A 19,308-nucleotide genomic window follows, 5' to 3' on the forward strand; every position below is an offset into this window, starting at 1 on the left:
CCACGCGAGGAGGGGCAGTTTGGTTCAGGCGATCGATTACTTCTTGGAAGGATTGATGTAGAAGCTGGAGAAGTTCACAGGTGCAGGCCCCGGATACAGCCAGCCTTCCAACAGCGTGTCAGGCACATTACGCAGCTTGTTGCTGATGGAGCGGAAGCCACCGCCCGGCAACGCAATGCCCATGGACAGGAAGTTGTCTGCAGAAAGCTGCATGAACTCTTCCATCAGCGCCGTTTGCTCATCACCCACCTTGGTTGGCACCAGATCAGTAATTTCGTACATGCGCTTCACGCCTGCTGGCGGCTCGGTTGGTACAACGCCCTCACGAACGGTTGCGTTGGCATCCTTTTTCAGGTCATGCCATGCATCCCAGCCTTCCCAGTTGCCATGCTCTTTGAAGTTGGTCAGGCGCTCAAGGTTCACCAGTGGGAACTGGCCGCAGCCATTTTCACCCACCCAAATGGTGATCTCTTTGTCAGCACGACCCAGTGTTGCCATGTGGATCTCATCACTGGCCACGCTCACCACAACCTCAAGACCCTGCTCCTGCCAGTCTTTCGCGATGATCTGCATCATATCCACCCAGTCCGGGCGGAAGCCTTCGTTCACATGAACAATGAACTTGAATGGCTTGCCATCAGGACCGACACGCTTGCCATCTGGCCCCATCGGTAGGATTTTATCGAGATGTTCTGCGGCCAGATCAGGATCGAACTCAGTATACTGGCGCGCCAACTGATCATTGTAATACGGCGATTCAGGACGCGGGCTGACCTGATATGGCTCCCCCTGCCCGAGATACACTGCATCAATGATCAGGTCGCGGTCCATGGCAAGTGACAGACCAATACGGAAGTCTTTGCTCTGGAACACCTGCGCCTTGACCGGGTCAGGGTGGTTCATGGCAAACATGAACTGCGCATTGTTGTAGTTACAGCTGTTTGCTGTCACGAGGCGGTAGCCTCCGCGCTCTTTATTATCGAAGAAAACAGAGCGGTTTGGCGGCGTTGAAATGTTGCGCGGAGAGATGTCGATCTCGCCCTGTACGGTTTTCAGCAGCGCAACTTCCGGATCTTTCGCCAGAACCCATGTGCGTTTATCGATGTAAGGCAGCTGGTTACAGGAGCTGTCGACTTTCCAGTAATACGGGTTTCGCTCAAAGGTGAACCGCTCTTTGCCAAGAACCGCTTCCATCGGACGCCATGCGAGCATGGTTGGGCGATTTGGATCATTGTGCTCGGCGTTTTTGCCGTAAGTGCCGATACGGCCCAACCACCATTTACCAAAGTCAGCCTCACCCGCATCTGCCATCATCTTGGCAACGCCGTCGGGATTCAGGTCTTTCATGAAGTCTTTAACGTAGTGCTCAGCAAACTGAACTACGCGCTGGCCATACGGGGATGCCATATCCAGCATGAAGACACCGTTTGGCTGGCTCCAGGAGAACCGCACTGTTGTGTCGTCCAGCGCTTCAACCTTCGCTTCTTCGCCATTGACGATGAACATCTTGCGAGGCCCCTTCGGGTTGATCTCGCGGTTGGTTTCAATGTGGTCCCACCAGAACTGAATGTCCTTGGCAGAAAACGGCTTGCCGTCAGACCATTTCAGGCCTTCGCGCAATTTGAAGGTGTAGGTGGTCGCATCCGCAGAGATGTCCCAGCTCTCAGCGATGTTGGGCAGGACCTCAGAGCCATCCGGGCTCCAGCGTACAAGTGGGTCGTATCCGTAACGACGGTAATCACCGATACGCGAACCGGCATAAACGTCGGTCATCTCACCGCCATAGGTGCCAATGCCCTCAATCCCGTCAACAACGAGTGGATTAACCGGCAAGCGCTCGGCAACAGTTGGCAGACCCGACATCTGGTCCAGAAGTGGGGCCTGATTATATGCTGAACATTGATTGGCAGAAGCTGCTGCTGTGGCTGCCACAAGGGCCAGCGCGCTCACTGCTCCGCCGAAAACCATTTGCCGACTACGTTTCAAACTCATTGCAAAATTCCTCCGCAAGCTTTGTGTAAAGACTACCAGCAATTGGAATCACTGTAATCCTTTTCACTTTTTTGCTTCCACACATGACACTCATATGACGAATCGGCGTCTTATATTGAAGCTTGCCAGCAGGTCTCCTCCCATACCGACACCCCTAGGTGATCTATATTATTCGCAGAATTGCAACAGTTGTGAGTTTCAATTTCACTTGTTACGCCCCGAAAATTAGTATAAACCCATAAATCACAGCCATGAAACATCAAAGTGTAACGTTTACATGTTTTTGGTCGTATTTTTACATGACTGTTTTATGAAACTCTGATTCATAGAGACCCGCTCCCACGCTCTTATGAGTGTTACATAATAATATATTTTCGCGAGGACTTTTTTGGCATGACAGATATTCGTCGTGTAGCTGAGGTAGCAGGCGTATCCACGGCCACGGTGTCGCGGGTCGTCAACAACACCGGCCCAGTGAATGCCAAAACCCGAGAAAAAGTTCAGCAAGCCATCCTTGAGTTGGATTATCGGCCCAACAAGCTGGCCAGCAGTTTGCGGCAAAAAGAAACCCGCATCGTCGGCATTCTTCAGACTGATCACAGCACACACTTCAGTTCAATTTTCGCAGATGCTGCCGAAGACACGCTCTTCAATCATGGCTTCACCACGATCATGAGCAACACCTACGGTGAGCGGGCAATGGAAAAGGAGCAGATTGAGTTTCTGCTTGACATGCGCGTTGGCGGTATTCTGCTGCGACCATTTAAGGATACCTCGCACATCCCTTCTCTTATCCATCGTCTTGAAAAAGCGAATGTGGCCTGCGTTCTGGTGGAAAGTTATCCCGTCGATCCGTTGCAGTTTCACGCCAACCTCAACAATGTGCAGGGTGGGCACATCGCCATTCAGCATCTGCTTGAGTTGGGTCACCGCTCCATCGGCATGTTGTTGCCGTTTGAACCGTGGCATACGGAAGGCCCGCATGACTTGCGCCTGGCAGCCGTTCAGCGCGCAGTTGCAAAGTTTCCAGAGCCCGTTGAGCTTCACATCAGACGGGACAATGCGAAAGATCAGGTCGCCTTTGGATTTGAAGCCACGCGTTCTCTGCTAAAGACTTCACCCGGCATCACGGCCATCTTCGGGACAACAGACCTGCTCGCTGCCGGGGCTCTTCATGCAGCGCAGGAGATGAACCTCTCCGTCCCCTCAGACCTTTCGATTATTGGATATGACGACAGCTATGTCGCTTCCTCCATGCATCCCCGTCTGACTACGGTTTCCCAACACATTGATGCCCTCGGCGAAGCGACAGGAAAACTGCTGCTTTCCGCCATTGAAGACCCCACAACCCCACCTCGCTCCATTTCCATTTCCAACATTTTGAAGGTTCGAGACAGCTCCGGACCCGCCCGTACTTCCTAGGACATTTCATAATGATTACAGATTTCTTTCCAAATGCCGATCCCGCTCATACGCTCTGGTACGATACATCCGCCGCTCACTGGAACGAGGCCTTGCCACTCGGAAATGGTCACCTCGGCGCAATGGTCTATGGCAACCCGTTAAACGCCCGCATTCACCTCAACGAAGATACGCTTTATTCGGGTGAACCAACGCGTATTTACCCCGTTCCAGAAATTGCGGATCAAATTGACCATGCTGAAAAGCTTTTGAGAGACGGAAAACTCTTTGAGGCGCAAGAGTTCGTGCGCAAGAATTGGACAGGGCGACAAGGTCAAGCTTACCAACCGGTCGGCAATGTGTTCATCACGATGGCAGACCAAGGCGAAGTATCCAACTATCACCGGGCACTGGATATCCGTCACTCATTACATCATGAGAGTTATGAGCAAGCCGGTGTGAAGTACGAGCGCACCAGCTTTGCCAGCTATCCGGATAATGTCATTGTCGTTCGCCTGATAACCGACAAGCCGGGCACACTCTCCTTCACTCTGCGTTACGACAGCCCGCACCCAACATGCCGCGCAACGCTTGAAGCTGAAAACACCCGTCTGCACCTTCGCGGACAAGCACCAGCCTTTACCAGCAGCCGTGTGATTGAGCGCATCGAGCATGATCAAGAGCAGTACCGAAACCCTGAGATCTTTGGCACCGATGGCAAACTTAGACCCTTTGCCGAGAATGAGCAGGACCGACATCGCGGCGGTATCGTTTATAGCGAAGATGGCTTGGGAGAAGGCACGTACTTTGAAGCAGGCCTTGCTGTTGAGTTAGAGGGCGGGAATATTCGCCCGGAACGCGGTGAACTGAATGTTGAAGGCGCGACAGCTGTTACCCTTCGCATTGCCATGGCAACAAGCTTCAACGGGCCAGACAAAAGTCCAAGCCGCGAAGGAAAAAATCCTGCACCGGTCGTCAGAGTTACCTTGGAAGCAGCTGGTTTTGTTACTTATGAGAATATGCTGAAAAAGCACACAGATGATGTGTTGAAGCTGTTTGATCGCGTATCGCTGAAACTAGGCAATGGCAACGTTCCGAACTTGCCGGCCAGCACGCGGTTGGAGCAATTTCAGGACAAAGGCGATCCAGCGCTCGCCGCGTTGCAGTTCCAGTATGGCCGCTATTTGTTGATCGCATCATCTCGCGCTGGCAGTCAGCCACCGAACCTGCAAGGCGTCTGGAACAACCTGCGCCGCCCTCAGTGGTCCTCCAATTACACGATGAACATCAATCTGGAGATGAACTACTGGCCAGCTGAAATCACAGGACTTTCCGAACTACACGAACCGCTCTTCATGCTTATTGAGGAACTGGCAGTCTCAGGAGCTCGTACTGCCAAAACAATGTTTAATGCTCCCGGATGGTGCGCGTTCCACAACACCACCATCTGGCGTGATAGTGTGCCCTCCCCTTGTGACCCAGCCTCCGCGTTCTGGCCCATGGCAGCGGGATGGTTGCTCTCTCATATGTGGGAGCACTTTCTTTACACTGGCGACACAGAGTTCCTTAAGAACCGCGCTTATCCGCTGATGAAATCGGCCGCTGCGTTTTACGAGTGGTGGCTCTGCGAGAACAAGGATGGCTACCTGGTACCCAAAGTCAGCACCAGTCCGGAGAACCGATATCTCGACGAAGATGGCCATGTCATCACAGTCGATCAGGGTAGTACCATGGACTGCGCGATCATCCGCGAGACCTTCAGCAATACCGCTGCAGCGGCCCGACTTCTGGGACTAGATGAAGTTCTTGCAGAAACTCTGGAGACGAAGGCTGCCCGGTTGCTACCTTACCAGATAGGTGCTCAAGGTCAGGTGCAGGAATGGTCTCAGGATTTCAAAGAATTCCTACCAACACACCGCCACTTGTCTCACCTCTATGGCTTGTTCCCTTGTGACCAGATCGGTAAAGACACACCAGAGTTGCTGAGAGCTTCCGTCCGCTCCCTTGAGATCCGCGGAGATCTGGCAACCGGCTGGAGTATGGGCTGGAAGATCTGCCTCTGGGCCCGTGTTGGTGATGGAGATCATGCCTACAAGATCATCCATAACATGTTCAACCGCGTGGAGAATGAAGCACCGAAGAGTGAAGATGGCGGCCTTTATGGCAACCTCATGATCGCTCATCCGCCATTTCAGATCGACGGCAACTTTGGTTACACGCGTGGTGTTGCCGAAATGCTGATGAACACGACCCACAACGGCATTGAACTCTTGCCTGCTTTGCCAAGCGTGTGGCCGAAAGGGGAAGTTCGCGGTCTGCGTGGCCGTGGCGGTTTCGAGGTCGATCTTATCTGGGAAGATAACAAACCAACTCTGGCCCAAATCACCAGCCATCGTGGGGGTGATCTGACTGTGCTTTGTAAGGCCTCTTTTAAGGGGTCAACCTTTGATCAGACCCTACAACTTTATGTGGCGACACAAAAAACTATCGCGGGAGAAACGTTGGCACTGGCCTTTGACGAGGCCTTACTGGCCTCCTAGTCCGTAAAATCTGCTAGAAAATGAGATAACTAATTGTAGAATTCGAGTGAGAACTTTGCGTTACTTAGACGGATTCTACAGTTCGCAGTAAATCGGTTGCACTGCAACAAATGTTTCGGTGAATTTCTTGATATTTCATTGGCATTTCATACCAAGGTTGAAGCAGAGTTGAAGTCAACCGCGTTCTGCGGTCCCAAGACGCGATAGCATCGCACCTAAAAAAATGAACAAGTCCGCAGTCTTTCTCGCAATGGGGAAGGCCCTTTCCATATCTCCGTTTTGTCTGGTCCTCAGGCAAGACACTCCACATCTATCGGAATACGCCAATGATTAAGACCATTGTCTGGGGCGAAAACGTCCATGAGCAAAAGAACAAAGTTGTTGCCGACATCTATCCTGATGGGATGCACAATCACATTGCTGCTGCTTTGAACAATGATCCAGAAATTTCTGCAACCTCTGCAACTTTGCAAGAACCAGAGCACGGCCTAACCGAAGAACGTCTTGCAGACACAGATGTTCTGATCTGGTGGGGCCACGCAGCGCACGGAGACGTTTCCGACGAAATCGTTGAACGTGTATGTGAACGTGTCTGGTCTGGCATGGGCATGATCTTCCTACACTCTGCGCACTTTGCAAAACCGTTCAAGCGCCTGATGGGTGCACCTTGTAACCTGACATGGCGCGAAGCTGGCGAGCGTGAGCGTCTTTGGGTTACATCCCGCAACCACCCAATCACTGCTGGCATTCCAGACAGCTTTGAGCTTGAAAACGAAGAAATGTATGGCGAGCCATTTGGTGTGCCGGAGCCTCTTGAAACTGTCTTCATCAGCTGGTTCCAGGGCGGGGAAGTCTTCCGTTCCGGTCTGACTTACAAGCGCGGCGCGGGCAACATCTTCTATTTCCGCCCAGGACATGAGACATACCCGACATACCACAATGAAACCGTACAGCGCGTTATCGCCAACGGCGTAAGGTGGGCCTACAATCCGCAACCACGTGTGGCAGACCCGAACGCGGCACCGAATGTGCCAGTAGATGAAGCACCAGAGAAAATTGAAGAACGCGGGCCACGCCTTCATGAAGCAGGTGAGGAAGGGTTTCGTTGATGCGTCTCGTTATTGTAGGAACCGGAGGCATGGCAAATAGCCATGCCAACAAGTTTGGTGAAATTGACGGTGTTGAGATCGTTGGCGGCGTTGATCGCAATGAAGAACGCCTGACTGCCTTCTGCGATGAACATAACATCGCTAAACGCTTCACCTCACTGGAAGACGCTCTTGCGTGGGGCGAGTTTGATGCCGTGGCAAACGTCACGCCAGATGCTGTCCACCACCCAACCACAATGCCACTACTGGCAGGTGGCAAGCACGTCTTCTGCGAAAAGCCATTGGCAAGCAATTTTGCCGATGCTGACGAAATGGCGACAGCAGCCGAAACCGCCGGCCTGATCAACATGGTCAACCTGTCTTATCGCGACGTGTCCGCGTTGCAAAAAGCTCATGAACTGATTGCAGCCGGTGAAATTGGGGAAATCCGCCATTTCGAAGCCTCTTACCTGCAAAGTTGGCTGACACAGCCTGCATGGGGGCATTGGGACAAGGAAGAAAAATGGCTTTGGCGCCTATCTGAAGCGCACGGGTCATTGGGTGTTTTGGGAGACGTTGGCATTCACATTCTCGACTTTGCCGGGTTTGCGATTGGCGCGCCGTACCAGTCTATCTCTTGTCACCTGAAGACCTTTGATAAAGCACCGGGCAATCAGATTGGAGAGTACAAGCTGGATGCCAATGACAGCTTCACCATGATGGCCGAAACCACATCAGGCGCAGTGGGTGTTGTTCATGCCAGCCGTTTTGCCTCTGGCCATATGAACGACCTGCATCTTCAGGTTCACGGCACAAAAGGCGGCATCAAGGTCACCAACACAGGTGGTCTGGGTGAACTGTTCGTTTGTTCCGGTCCAAACCTTGAGAGAGCAAAATGGGAGCAGATTGAGCTCACACCAACGCCAAACAACTACCGCAAGTTTGCAGAGGCCGTGCAATCTGGTGTGAATGGCCACCCAACCTTTCGCCATGCAGCGAATCTTCAGCAAGTGCTTGACCTCGCCGTTGAAAGCAGCACGGCTGGTGGGCGTCGGGATATCCCGATAACCGCACAGCTGCAGGACGCATAATCAACAAAAGGAGAGCAAATGCTCTCCTTTTTTGATCTACAATCTACCCTTGTATACTCTGTGAAACATATGGATAATAATTAGAACTAAAGCTCTATTTATAAATGTAGTGGTAAATATTCTTTTCCAAATTCTCAAAGAGGCATCGACACGATGTTGAATGCAAATTCTATTTCAATCCAAGTGCTCTATAAGACTTGATGTTGCGCAAAAGTGCGGTAAGCAGTACTGACACATAAATAAAATTTATAATATAAATACACACCAATACTTACATATACTTCTGCGTTTAGATTTCATTATTCCTAAACGAAACATTAAAGACAATTATAACTAAATCTTTCCCTTAATTATCTGCAGTGAAGCATTGCGATTATCTTTGAGTTTAATTATTCAGTGCATGCAATTTTATTTCGAGTCTAGCCGAGGATCTTGTGTCTGTACCTCCTGAGCTTCTGTCAGTTGCAGTAGAGCAATGTTCTGAAACCATCATGGTTGCAGATCATGAAGGTACAATTGTTTATGTGAACTCTCAGTTTGAAAAAGCAACCGGATACTCAGCAGAATACGCTGTTGGCCGTAACCTGGACTTTCTGCGCTCCGGCAAGACACCTCCAGAAACCTTTGATCATCTCTGGACCACTTTGGGTGATGGCAAGCCGTGGGAAGGTGAGTTCATAAACCGTCGCAAGGATGGCTCCGAATACGTTGAGCATTCCAAGATCTCTCCGGTTGAGTGGCAAGGCGGCAACGCGAACAAGAAGTACTATCTGGCGATCAAAAAAGACATCACGGCCAAAAAGGAAAGCGAAGAGGAACTTTCCAAGCTCGCTTACACGGATGCTTTGACTGGACTGCCAAACCGCGCGCATTTTCTGCAAGAATTGGAAAGAGCTGTCGCGACAACCAAAGATGGTTCAAATCAATGCGCTGTCATTTATATGGATCTGGATCGCTTTAAAGAGATCAATGATACACTGGGGCATGACGCCGGCGATCAGTTTCTTGTGCAAGCTGCAAAGCGCTTTGAGAGCGTATTGCCCGAGAATGCCCTGCTCTCCCGTCTTGGCGGCGACGAGTTTGTTATTCTGCTGCGAGATACGTCCAACGCAGAAGCGGAAATGACTGTTCATCGTCTGGAAACAGCAATGGTCGCCCCAATTGATCTGGGCGAGCAATCTCCAATTTTATCTGCAAGTATCGGCGTGGCTGTAAGCCAGCTGGCAGGTGCCTCCAGCGGCACCATGCTCAAGCAAGCCGACATTGCCATGTACCATTCCAAATACAACAATCTCGGCTTCAGCTTCTACACCTGCCAGATGGAAGAGGCCGTCGTACGCAAGGTACTAATTTCCGAAAAGCTCACAACTGCGATTGAGGAAGGCAACCTGCGCCTCAAATACCAGCCAATTGTAGAGTTGAAAAACGACAAGCTTTACGGCGTTGAAGCTTTGATGCGTTGGGAAGACCCAGACCTTGGTCCGATCTCGCCTTCTGAGTTCATTCCAATTGCCGAATGTCAGAACATGATCGACGATATCTCAGACTGGCTCTTCCGCGAGACAGCCTGCCAATACCGTCGGTGGGTTGCTGAAGGGTTTGAGTTTTCTGGCCGCATCGCGATCAACCTTTCAGAGCGAGAGCTGGCAAAGCCAAATCGCGTGGTCGAAATCCTCGCCCTATTGCAGAGCCTTGAAGTCCCACCAGAAATCTACGAGATCGAGCTGAGTGAATCCGCATTCATCAATGAAGCAGGCCATACTCAAGCCAACCTGGATGCGCTTGCCAATGCAGGCATGATCATTGCCATTGATGACTTTGGCACCGGCCACTCTGCGCTTTGGCAACTGCGCACGCAAAAGCTGGACAAGCTCAAGATTGACCATAGTTTTGTGCAGAAAATGGAAGCAGATCAGGCCACACGAGATATTGTTGAAGCGATCACCGCAATGGCCAGCCTGCTCGACCTGAAGGTTATTGCAGAAGGCGTAGAGAACCTGACGCAAGTTGATCTGCTCAAAGATATCAAATGCTGCTATGCACAAGGCTATCATTTCGCCAAGCCACTGACGGCAAAAATCTTTGCAGCTGACTGGCTTGGAAAGGCTCAGGCCGTCGCCTAAGCCTTCAGCTTCGAGAGCTCAAACTCACGACCATCTTCACCCAGAGAAAACTCCGAGTAATCCTTGATGGCTTCAGCTACAGCAGGCCTGGACGCATCATCAATGTGGTACAGCACCCAGCGACTGCCTGCTTTTCGCGGCAAGTCTTTTACATCTGCCCAAGACCCATGCCCGTTTGCTGCAGTCATGTACTCGCACTCGATAAAGGCGAGATCTGCCTGCGCAGCTAGTTGCTGTCCTTCTGGAGACAACAGGCCATCGCCTGAGTAAAACAGCGTTACAGCTTCCCCCTTCAGCTGCAAGCTGCGGTTTGGCACTGAGTGATTGCTTGCGGTGGTATTTGCATTCCATGGGCCAACCACTGCCAAATCCTCAGAATCTTGCCAGTGAAGGTCAAAGCCAAGGTCTTTTTCCGGCCAGTACGCAAACTCCATGAGGCGATACAAAGCCTGATGCTGAGAGGCCTGACGAAAGATGGTCAACGGCTTCGAACGCTTGAACGACTTCATGTAATTGAGCAGCGTTGTTAAACCAAGGCAATGGTCAGGATGGCAATGCGAGATGTAAATGCAGCTGATGTCTTCAGCCGTCATACCATTTGCAAACAATGCCTGTGGCACGGTTGGACCGCAATCGATGAGCAGCTTGAACTCACCTTCTGAGATCAGCAAAGATGAGTTCGTTTTTTGCGGATCGTACGCATCGCCACAACCAAGCATTTTCACATGCATAATGTTCCCCCTCGCAGTGATCCCCCAGTTTTAAAGCAGAGAGTTTTAACAATCAAAGCATTATGCAGAAGCTGATGGTTGATCTATGCAGCTCGTCCCAAGACTTTTTCCCGGTGCCACATATAAATGGCCGATCCAAAGATGACGGCGGCACCAACAAGTGTCAGCCCATCAGGAAACTCGCCAAAGAACATCAAGCCAATCAGCATCGCCCAAATAAGGCTGCTGTAACTGAAGGGTGCGATAGTTGAAGCCTCCCCAAAGGAAAACGCTTTCACAATGGCGTAATGCCCAAAACCAGAAACCGCCCCAATCAATGCCAGCAGAGCCCAGCCTTCCAAATCAGGCGCCTGCCAGAAAAATGGCGTGAAGAGAGAGGTGACCACAGCACCCAGCAGAGCAGTATGAAACAGCACAGTGGACGGATTATCAAACTTGCTCGCGTACCGCGCCACGATATGACCTGCGGAATAAACCACAATTGTTGCCACAGCGATCAGCGCACCAAGATCAAGAACACCAGCACCCGGCTTCACAATCAACAGCGCTCCAATGAACGCCACGAGAATGGAAGCCCAACGCCGCATTCCAACCTGCTCGCCCAGAATTGGAACAGACATGGCCGTCACCATCATAGGAGAGAGCAGCGCAATAGCGTGGAGTGTTGCAACGGGGATCAGTTGAGCAGCTGCAACCGAGCCGATTGTCATAACCAAAACAAGAATTGCACGCAGATAAACCACTGACCCGTTGTTGGGGGCGATCATTGTTTTTACGCGAGGCGCCAAGAAGACCAGCATGAACAGCAGATGGAAAAACATCCGCCCCCAGACCACCTGCAGCACTGGATATGACAGAGACAAATACTTGCCTACACTGTCAACAATCACGAACATAAACATGGCTGCTACCATCCAGAGGATGCCAAATTTAACGTTCCCCTGAGCTGGGGCTTGCGAAACCATCTCACTCATAACTGGCCTGCGTATTCCGGAAGTGTGCCGTAGTGCCCGCGGAAATTGGCCAGCGGGCGACACATCATTTGATTTTGAGGGAAGGTGCTGAAACTCATGCCCAAACACCAAGGAATAGATTGCCACCTATCGCAGTTCTTCATGGTTTTCTATGAGTTTCTGCTTCTGAATGTTGAAGAAATTACAGCGTTTGGCAGATCTATTTTTTGCGCATTAATTGTTACTATTTATTGCCAAAATGACGCGTAGATATATTTGTAAATTACTCAGCCTGTGAGCAACTTTCTTCGCTAAGAGCTCCCGTAGACCCCTTTCCCTCTCTACCACGCGCAAATCCGCGAAAAATGAATCAAGAACAAAGGTTGACGCACTCCATCTCTTCATTTAACAATTATCTTAATTAAAGAGATGGTGAAATGAATACACAAACCAACTTTCCGGAAGTTTTTGGAGCTTTAGCCGACCCGACGAGGTTTGCCATTGTTGAGCGACTTCTCAATGAAGGAGACTTGCCAGTCGGACAACTGGCTGAACCCTTCAAGATGTCTGCTCCGGCCATATCCCGGCATCTTAAGCTGCTCGAAAGCGCTGGCCTCATCGAACGACGCGTCGAAAAGCAATGGAGGGTGTGTGCATTGAAGAAAGAACGTTTTGCAGACCTGCATCAATGGATAGAGCGTTACCGAGCCTTCTGGAACACCAGTTTCGACCGATTGGAAACGTTACTCGACAATCAGCAAGGGGACGACAATGACGGTAGCCGATAGCATGACACAGGAAGAAACCACACTGCGCATCACACGGGACTTCAAAGCTTCTCCCGAAAAAGTCTTTGATGCCTGGACGAATCCAGAGATGCTCGTGCAGTGGTGGGGCCCTGAAGGCATGACCACCCCGGAATGCGAAATGGATGTGCGCACCGGTGGCAAATGGAAAACCACCATGACGTCCTCCAAGGAAGGCGGAGCTTATACGGTTTCGGGCATCTACAAGGTTCTGGACCGTCCCAGTCGGCTCTGCTTCACATGGGGCTGGACCAATGACGGCGTCCGCGGGCACGAGACTGACGTTGAGGTGACCTTCGAAGCTATCGAGAATGGCACGCGGATGACCATGGTACAAAGAGTATTCGCCGACCCCGAGCAGACTAAAAACCACGACCAGGGCTGGAGCAGTAGCTTCAACGACCTGCAACGTTTCGTCGAAGCTTAAGAAACCGTCCCAGGCCACGTCTGCTGTCATCTGGCTCACGAAAATCAATGCGTAAGGAAGCATTACAGCGCAAAACTTAGTGGAACACCGGCAAAATTATACTGAAAGTTCTTCAGTGGCGGTCAGCTGCCTATTGTAAGCGGCTGACCGAGTTCTGCTTTAAAGCTGCACGTCAAACCATTCTAAGATAGCCGGAACGACGTGTTCATCAATCATCTGCGGACCTTCAAACGCACTCCAAACATGATCAGTATCGAGCACGACGAGTTTTTCTTCACCATCATGATAAGCCACCCACGCCTCACCAATTGCTGGCTGTGGTGTGATCAGGGCATCCTTAAGACCCATCATCACAAGTAATGGCCCGTCGTAGTGCGCCACTGCTGCCAATGGACTGGTGAAAGGCATCTCTTGATAGAACTTAGCTTTCAGTGTGGTCTCGACACCCCATGGCAAGCGTCCAGTGATCGGCGTCTCGGGATCAGCAGCCATGGCTTTGTTCACCAATTCCATCCCGAAGAGACCAGTAAAAGTTACCAACGGATTGGTCGCTGGCGCCATCAATACAACGGTGTCGACATCTGGTCGTGCAGCAGCCGCATGGCTGGCAACAAGTCCACCCTGGCTCCATCCAATCAACGCAATCTTAGTGCCTTTGAATTGCTCTTGGGCACGTACCCAGTCAATGGTTGTGACGGCATCCTTAATCTGCCCGGAGAATGTTGTATCCTCCCACTCTCCATCATTTTCGCCTGAGCCTCGAAAATCAATACGCAGCGATGAAACACCGCTTCCGGCCAGCAAGCGTGCCATGCGAGAGAAGACACCTTCTTCTGTTTCCTTCACCGGCAGCTCGTCACGCGTTCCGGTAAAACCATGCAGCAAAATTGCGAGTGGTGCGGTTTCTTGTGCTGCAGTCTCCAAGGTACCGACCACACTCTGGTTATCGACAGGAATGGAAACAACACGTTCTTCAGCACCTGCGGTTTGCATCATAGACAAGTTGATTAAGCCAAGTATCCCGACACTTGATGCAATAAATTTCTTCGCCAAATACATTTCAACAATCTCCCCCAAAATCATTAAATCAAAAAACACGCAATAGTATAACCAGCAAAATTTACTCAGCAATGATTGAAAATCTCAAGGCCATTTAGGTCAGGTAAAACACCGAGTTCCTCTTGCTAATCCCGCGACAAATAAGGGAGTATGACCACAGCAAACGGGGGAGGTGTTTGAAATGTCTAACGGGCGCAATGTGCTCTGGATCATGTGTGATCAATTACGGTTTGATTATCTGAGCTGTTACGGTCACCCGCACCTGCACACTCCACATATCGACAAGCTTGCGGAACGGGGCGTTCGGTTTAACCGCGCTTATGTTCAATCTCCTATTTGTGGCCCGTCTCGCATGAGTTTCTATACAGGGCGTTATGTGCGGTCCCATGGAAGCACATGGAATGGCATTCCGCTTCGTGTCGGAGAGCCGATACTCGGGGATCATTTGCAAGACATCGGCGTTCGCAACGTGTTGGTCGGTAAGACCCATATGCGTGCTGATTCTGACGGCATGGCTCGCCTCGGCATCCCTCCGGAAAGCTTCATAGGCGCCCGCGTTGCGGAATGCGGGTTTGAAGTGTTTGAGCGAGATGACGGTCTTCACCCCGACGGGTCCTACTCTCCAAATCCGCAATACGACAGTTACCTCCAGGCCAAAGGATACCAGGGCCCTAACCAATGGGAGCAATGGGCAAACTCCGCTGAGGGCGAAGACGGTGAAATTCTCTCCGGCTGGTTGCTTGGTCACGCTGACAAACCGGCCCGGGTTCAGGCTGAACATGCCGAAACACCTTACATGATCCAGCGGTTCAAAGACTTTGTTGCAGTTGCCGGTGATGAGCCATGGTGTGTGCATCTTTCACTCATCAAGCCACACTGGCCCTATATCGTCCCTGCCCCCTACCATGACATGTATGGAGCAGATGATGTTCTGCCTGTCGTTCGCTCAGATGACGAGAAGCAAAATCCTCATCCTGTGTTTGAAGCCTTTATGGGTGAGCGCGTTTCCAAGGCGTTCTCCAATGATGAAACGCGAGCCAAAGTCATTCCTGCTTACATGGGCCTGATCAAACAGATCGACGATGAAATCGGTAAGCTCATGGCGTTTCTCGACGAAAAGGGCCTGACAGACACCACCATGATAGTGTTCACCTCCGACCATGGGGATTACTTGGGGGATCATTGGATGGGCGAGAAGGAGCTCTTCCACGAACCATCCGTCAAAATTCCGCTGATCGTTGTTGATCCAAGAGCAGAGGCTGATACCACTCGAGGTACTGTCAGCGATGAGCTGGTCGAAGCAATCGATCTGGCGCCAACATTTGTTGAGTTCTGTGGTGGCACTCCAAAACCGAACGTGTTGGAAGGCCGCTCACTCCTACCTTTGCTAGAAACTATCGAACCTATTCAGTGGCGTGAGTTTGCGATCAGTGAATACGACTATTCCATGCGCAATGCGCGGATGGACCTTGGGCTGCCGGTCGCAGATTGCCGCCTTGCGATGATCATGGACAAACGCTGGAAGTTCATCCATGCAGAAGGTTTCCGCCCCATGCTCTTTGATCTTGAAGAAGACCCACAAGAGTTGAATGACCTTGGCGCTGATCCCTCATTCGCTGCAGAACGGGAGCGTATGAGCGAGGCGTTGTTTGCCTGGTATCGGAAGCACCACACCCGCATTACGATGACAGACGAGCAAATCATGGCGAACGCAAGCAAGGAGCTTCAGGCGGGTATTCTCATCGGCTATACTGATGAGGAGGAACTGGAAGAGGCCAGGCGCGAGCAAGGCCTCCTCTGATCGCATAGAGAGGGAGCTTCACAGCTCTCTCCGTTTACAGCTTCAAAAAGCGTGCGATCTCTTCGAGAATATCGTCGTGGATCTGTGCCCGATTGGTTCCTTCAGGATCATCACATACCGGATCATCTTTTTCCGCTGCGAGCACCGCAGCTCCTTCCGGCTTACACTCCGCCAGAAATGTGAAGTGGTGTCCGGGTTTGACGACAGCGTGTGAGGCGTTTTCCAACTTCCCCACCAAGTTACTTCCCTCTTCTCCGACATCAGCAGCTTTCCAGAGGTTCTCTTCACAAATGTTCAACAACAGAACGGGCTGTGAAACGTCCGCGAGGCTCTGCTCAGCAATGCCATATGTGAAGCCGGGGTCGACAGCGATAACTGCTGAGACACGATTGTCGCGGGCACCTTTTGAAAAGCCAGAGGGCATCCTGGCGAAATCAACGCCACCTTTGGAGAGAAAGACGCAGTCCGCTTGTCCCTTGCCAAGGCCTTTGCAGTATTCATTATATTGGTCGCCATCAAACCGTAGGCCGGCCAGATTCAGTGCGGTCGCTCCTCCTAAGGAGAACCCCAGAGAAGTGATACGGTCTTCATCAATATAGTCCGCAAAAGCCGGATCATTCAGAAGCTCATCCAGTGCGGCTGTCAAATCCTGCGCCCGCTCGTTCAAACGCATGGACCGACGGGGAGAGGAATCGCCAGAGGTGCTGCCCGGATGATTGACTGCGAGAACCATTGCACCTTTCAGTGCCAATCCTGATGACAGCCATGAAAGCCCATCCATGTTACCACCAGAGCCATGCGAGAGCAGAATAAGCGGATGCTTGCCGTCTTTGATCGCCGCACCGATATAGGCGGAGGTTCCCTTAAAGACCGCATTGTCACCAATCACATTACGGTAGGTTGGTGTTTCGATTGGATACCAGACAGATGCCGCAACAGCAGAGCTGCGATGAGAAGCCGGTACGGTGAGGCGGTCATATCCCGCAATCTGCTGCTCTGCCAAAGCAGCCGTGCAGGTCATTGCCAAGAGAGTTCCAAGAACCAGAGTTTTCATGTCGCTATCCTTAAAGTTGAGATAGCCACTTGGTATGAAGCTCAGCCATTGAGAGCGTCCTGAAACACGAATTAGGTCTCTCATATCGTGTTTCAGGACAAAGGGGTATCAGGTGCGCATCTCACTGTTGCTCAGCGGGCCCTCGCGCAGCTCGGTGATGTACTCGGTCACAGCGGAAGACAGCGACGCAATCTGCTGGTTCATCTCAACTGCAGATCCGATCACATGCTCGGCAGCATTTTCCGTTTCATTCGCATAGGTCGAAACATCTGCCACATTGCTGGCCACAAGCCGGGTACCAGAATAAGCCTCGGCAATGTTCTGGGCAATCTCAGTGGTCGCTTCGGCTTGCTGTCTTGCGGAGAGCGAAATTGAATCTGTGACGCTCTCAATCTTGGAAATGGATTCTGCAACCTGCTTAAACGAGACAACTGTTTCCGCAGTGGCTGACTGGATGGCCTCAATCTGGCCGGAGATTTGACCGATCGCATCAGAGGTCTGGCCTGCCAGATCCTTTACCTCACCTGCCACGACAGCAAAGCCTTTGCCGGTTTCCCCTGCCCGCGCAGCCTCAATCGTCGCATTGAGTGCCAGCAAGTGAGTCTGTTCTGCAATGGAGCTGATGAGTTCTACAACATCGCCGATGGTCTCGGCGGCGGCGCTCAAGCTGCTGATCTTGGTTTCGCCAGCTTCCACTTCCTGAACTGCAGTTCTGGTAACATCAGCGGTAAACTTCACCTGGTTACCGATCTCGGCGGCGGAGGCAGAAAGCTCCTCGACAGCAGCGGATACTGTTTGCACGTTTGCGGATGTTTCCTCAGAGGCCACGGTCACTGCAGATGCGCGCTGAAGGGTCAGGTCTGCCGACTGCTCCATCTGCTGCGCGTTGTCGCTCATATTCTGGCCAGAACTGGAAAGCAGGTCTGTTGCATTTCGGGTCAGCTGTTCAAAGGCATCGGTTTGACCAGAAAAATCGCAGATCCGGTTTTGTACCTTTGCGATCGCCTCGTTCACCTGAGTTGCATAAACCAGAAACGAACCTTGCAGCCCGCGCGTGACGACGCGGCGGTAATACTTGTTGGCAGACAAAGCGTGGGTGGACGCCACCATTTCGCGAATAAAGGAATCCGTCTTGTCGGTGGAGTAGTTCACACTCGCAAGAAGGTCCTTCAACTCTCCATGATCCATTCCTACAAGAGTGCGAGCCTCCAAACCACCGCATGCTTGAGAGGTTGCGACCTCAGTCACGTGTTTCAGCACACGCCGTACTTTGAGCATGTAAAACAGAGAGAGCACCGCCGCGATGCCTGCCAGACCAGAGAGGATTGAAAGCAGACTGCTCTCCCCTCCCATACCCAGAAGCGCAATAGCAATGCAGGTTGCAGCCGTCAGGCAACTTAGGAAGACACTCTTAGAGAGTGAGGATAAATTCATCATAGGTCACCCGATTATCGGAGAGGTAGTTCGCCAAAAATTCAGAGCTGTTGTGTTGCCCGTCTTTCCGGCTCTTCGGAGCCTGCTCCATCTCAATGAGCTGCTGGTAGAACGGGATGATCACGTCATTGAGGATCTTTCGTTCTGGCACTCTGCGTGTTGAATGATATCCGATGATCTTTCCTGCATTGTCGAAGGTGGGAGTGACATGGGCGAACACCCAATAGAACTCACCGCCCCGGCAAAGGTTCTTTACATACGCAAAGACCTCATGTCCGTCCGCAATCCGCTTCCAAAGAAGTTCAAAGACGCACCGAGGCATGTCTGGATGACGAATAATGCTGTGTGGCTGACCTATTAGCTCTTTATAGGAGTATCCGGCAATCTCGCAAAAGATCTCATTACAGTACGTAATGCGGCCCTTTAAGTCAGTCTTGCTAACAATGATGTCTGCCTCACTGAATGTTTTTTCAGTATCGGACAGATGTGCACCCGGCGACATAGCTGCCTCTATGTTTTTCTATTTCGTTACTTAAGTGAATAAAATTCAAGCAGATAGAATATGTATTTCATAAATTGACGAGCAGTTAATATAAAAAACAATTATTATTAATTCACCAAGTCATTCTCTAGTATATTCAGCATGCATATATTATTCTATACATATATATCAGAGTTTTGTATTTATCTTTGCGGCACAACAAAGACAAAATACTTACTTGTAATTCTATAAATTCGAATTATTACAACTCTAAAATACTATTTCTCCTAGAAATATTTAACTGAAATCATCTTGCTTAATCAGGAC

15 protein-coding genes are annotated in these 19,308 nt (G+C 51.1%); 8 read left to right on the top strand and 7 right to left on the bottom strand.

What is annotated here, in order from left to right; translation table 11 throughout:
* Window positions 1-36 precede the first annotated feature (36 nt).
* Window positions 37-1,992 (bottom strand): ABC transporter substrate-binding protein, encoded by a 1,956-nt coding sequence (locus PsAD26_RS11505; RefSeq protein ID WP_063310533.1) that lies wholly within the window; start codon window positions 1,990-1,992, stop codon window positions 37-39.
* A gap of 393 nt (window positions 1,993-2,385) precedes the next feature.
* Between PsAD26_RS11505 and PsAD26_RS11510 the strand changes: the two genes are divergently transcribed.
* The 5 genes from PsAD26_RS11510 to PsAD26_RS11530 all read left to right on the top strand — a co-directional run bounded on the left by PsAD26_RS11510 (window position 2,386) and on the right by PsAD26_RS11530 (window position 10,235).
* Window positions 2,386-3,414, top strand: coding sequence for a LacI family DNA-binding transcriptional regulator (locus PsAD26_RS11510; protein WP_063310534.1), 1,029 nt, complete (start codon window positions 2,386-2,388; stop codon window positions 3,412-3,414).
* A gap of 11 nt (window positions 3,415-3,425) precedes the next feature.
* On the top strand, window positions 3,426-5,933 hold the full coding sequence (locus tag PsAD26_RS11515; RefSeq protein ID WP_063310535.1) for a glycoside hydrolase family 95 protein: 2,508 nt from the start codon (window positions 3,426-3,428) through the stop codon (window positions 5,931-5,933).
* A gap of 326 nt (window positions 5,934-6,259) precedes the next feature.
* Window positions 6,260-7,042 carry a ThuA domain-containing protein gene (locus tag PsAD26_RS11520; protein WP_063310536.1) on the top strand — a complete coding sequence of 261 codons (783 nt, stop codon included), beginning with the start codon at window positions 6,260-6,262 and terminating at the stop codon, window positions 7,040-7,042.
* Window positions 7,042-8,112 carry a Gfo/Idh/MocA family oxidoreductase gene (locus tag PsAD26_RS11525; RefSeq protein WP_063310537.1) on the top strand — a complete coding sequence of 357 codons (1,071 nt, stop codon included), beginning with the start codon at window positions 7,042-7,044 and terminating at the stop codon, window positions 8,110-8,112. The genes PsAD26_RS11520 and PsAD26_RS11525 overlap by 1 nt, the downstream gene beginning before the upstream one ends.
* A 434-nt stretch (window positions 8,113-8,546) precedes the next feature.
* On the top strand, window positions 8,547-10,235 hold the full coding sequence (locus PsAD26_RS11530) for an EAL domain-containing protein (protein WP_063310538.1): 1,689 nt from the start codon (window positions 8,547-8,549) through the stop codon (window positions 10,233-10,235).
* On the opposite strand, the gene PsAD26_RS11535 is transcribed toward PsAD26_RS11530, so the two are convergent.
* Window positions 10,232-10,966, bottom strand: coding sequence for an MBL fold metallo-hydrolase (locus PsAD26_RS11535; RefSeq protein ID WP_063310539.1), 735 nt, complete (start codon window positions 10,964-10,966; stop codon window positions 10,232-10,234). The two genes, PsAD26_RS11530 and PsAD26_RS11535, sit on opposite strands and share 4 nt — an antisense overlap.
* An 83-nt stretch (window positions 10,967-11,049) precedes the next feature.
* The gene (locus tag PsAD26_RS11540) at window positions 11,050-11,940 is read right to left on the bottom strand and encodes a DMT family transporter (RefSeq protein ID WP_063310540.1); all 891 of its coding nucleotides are present in this window, start codon (window positions 11,938-11,940) and stop codon (window positions 11,050-11,052) included.
* Between the two features lie 416 nt (window positions 11,941-12,356).
* Between PsAD26_RS11540 and PsAD26_RS11545 the strand changes: the two genes are divergently transcribed.
* Both PsAD26_RS11545 and PsAD26_RS11550 read left to right on the top strand, forming a co-directional pair.
* On the top strand, window positions 12,357-12,707 hold the full coding sequence (locus tag PsAD26_RS11545; RefSeq protein ID WP_063310541.1) for a metalloregulator ArsR/SmtB family transcription factor: 351 nt from the start codon (window positions 12,357-12,359) through the stop codon (window positions 12,705-12,707).
* Window positions 12,691-13,152 carry an SRPBCC domain-containing protein gene (locus tag PsAD26_RS11550; RefSeq protein WP_208985643.1) on the top strand — a complete coding sequence of 154 codons (462 nt, stop codon included), beginning with the start codon at window positions 12,691-12,693 and terminating at the stop codon, window positions 13,150-13,152. The genes PsAD26_RS11545 and PsAD26_RS11550 overlap by 17 nt, the downstream gene beginning before the upstream one ends.
* 159 nt (window positions 13,153-13,311) lie before the next feature.
* Here the strand turns inward: PsAD26_RS11550 and PsAD26_RS11555 are convergent, their stop codons facing one another.
* Window positions 13,312-14,211 (bottom strand): alpha/beta fold hydrolase, encoded by a 900-nt coding sequence (locus PsAD26_RS11555; protein WP_063310543.1) that lies wholly within the window; start codon window positions 14,209-14,211, stop codon window positions 13,312-13,314.
* A gap of 181 nt (window positions 14,212-14,392) precedes the next feature.
* Between PsAD26_RS11555 and PsAD26_RS11560 the strand changes: the two genes are divergently transcribed.
* Window positions 14,393-16,012: an alkaline phosphatase family protein gene (locus PsAD26_RS11560; RefSeq protein ID WP_063310544.1), complete on the top strand. Its 1,620-nt coding sequence runs from the start codon at window positions 14,393-14,395 to the stop codon at window positions 16,010-16,012.
* A gap of 34 nt (window positions 16,013-16,046) precedes the next feature.
* Here PsAD26_RS11560 and PsAD26_RS11565 read toward each other — a convergent pair whose 3' ends face one another.
* The 3 genes from PsAD26_RS11565 to PsAD26_RS11575 form a co-directional block, all read right to left on the bottom strand.
* A complete protein-coding gene (locus PsAD26_RS11565; RefSeq protein ID WP_063310545.1) occupies window positions 16,047-17,066 on the bottom strand; it encodes an alpha/beta fold hydrolase in 1,020 nt (339 codons plus the stop codon).
* A 108-nt stretch (window positions 17,067-17,174) separates the two neighbouring features.
* Window positions 17,175-18,503, bottom strand: coding sequence for a methyl-accepting chemotaxis protein (locus PsAD26_RS11570; RefSeq protein ID WP_208985644.1), 1,329 nt, complete (start codon window positions 18,501-18,503; stop codon window positions 17,175-17,177).
* Entirely contained in the window at window positions 18,478-19,002 is a 525-nt protein-coding gene (locus PsAD26_RS11575; protein WP_063310546.1) for a PAS domain-containing protein, read from the bottom strand. Before PsAD26_RS11575 ends, PsAD26_RS11570 begins: the two co-directional genes overlap by 26 nt.
* Between the last annotated feature and the right edge of the window lie 306 nt (window positions 19,003-19,308).

Origin of the sequence: Pseudovibrio sp. Ad26 (assembly GCF_001623285.1) — a bacterium.
GTDB classification, from domain to species: Bacteria; Pseudomonadota; Alphaproteobacteria; order Rhizobiales; family Stappiaceae; genus Pseudovibrio; species Pseudovibrio ascidiaceicola.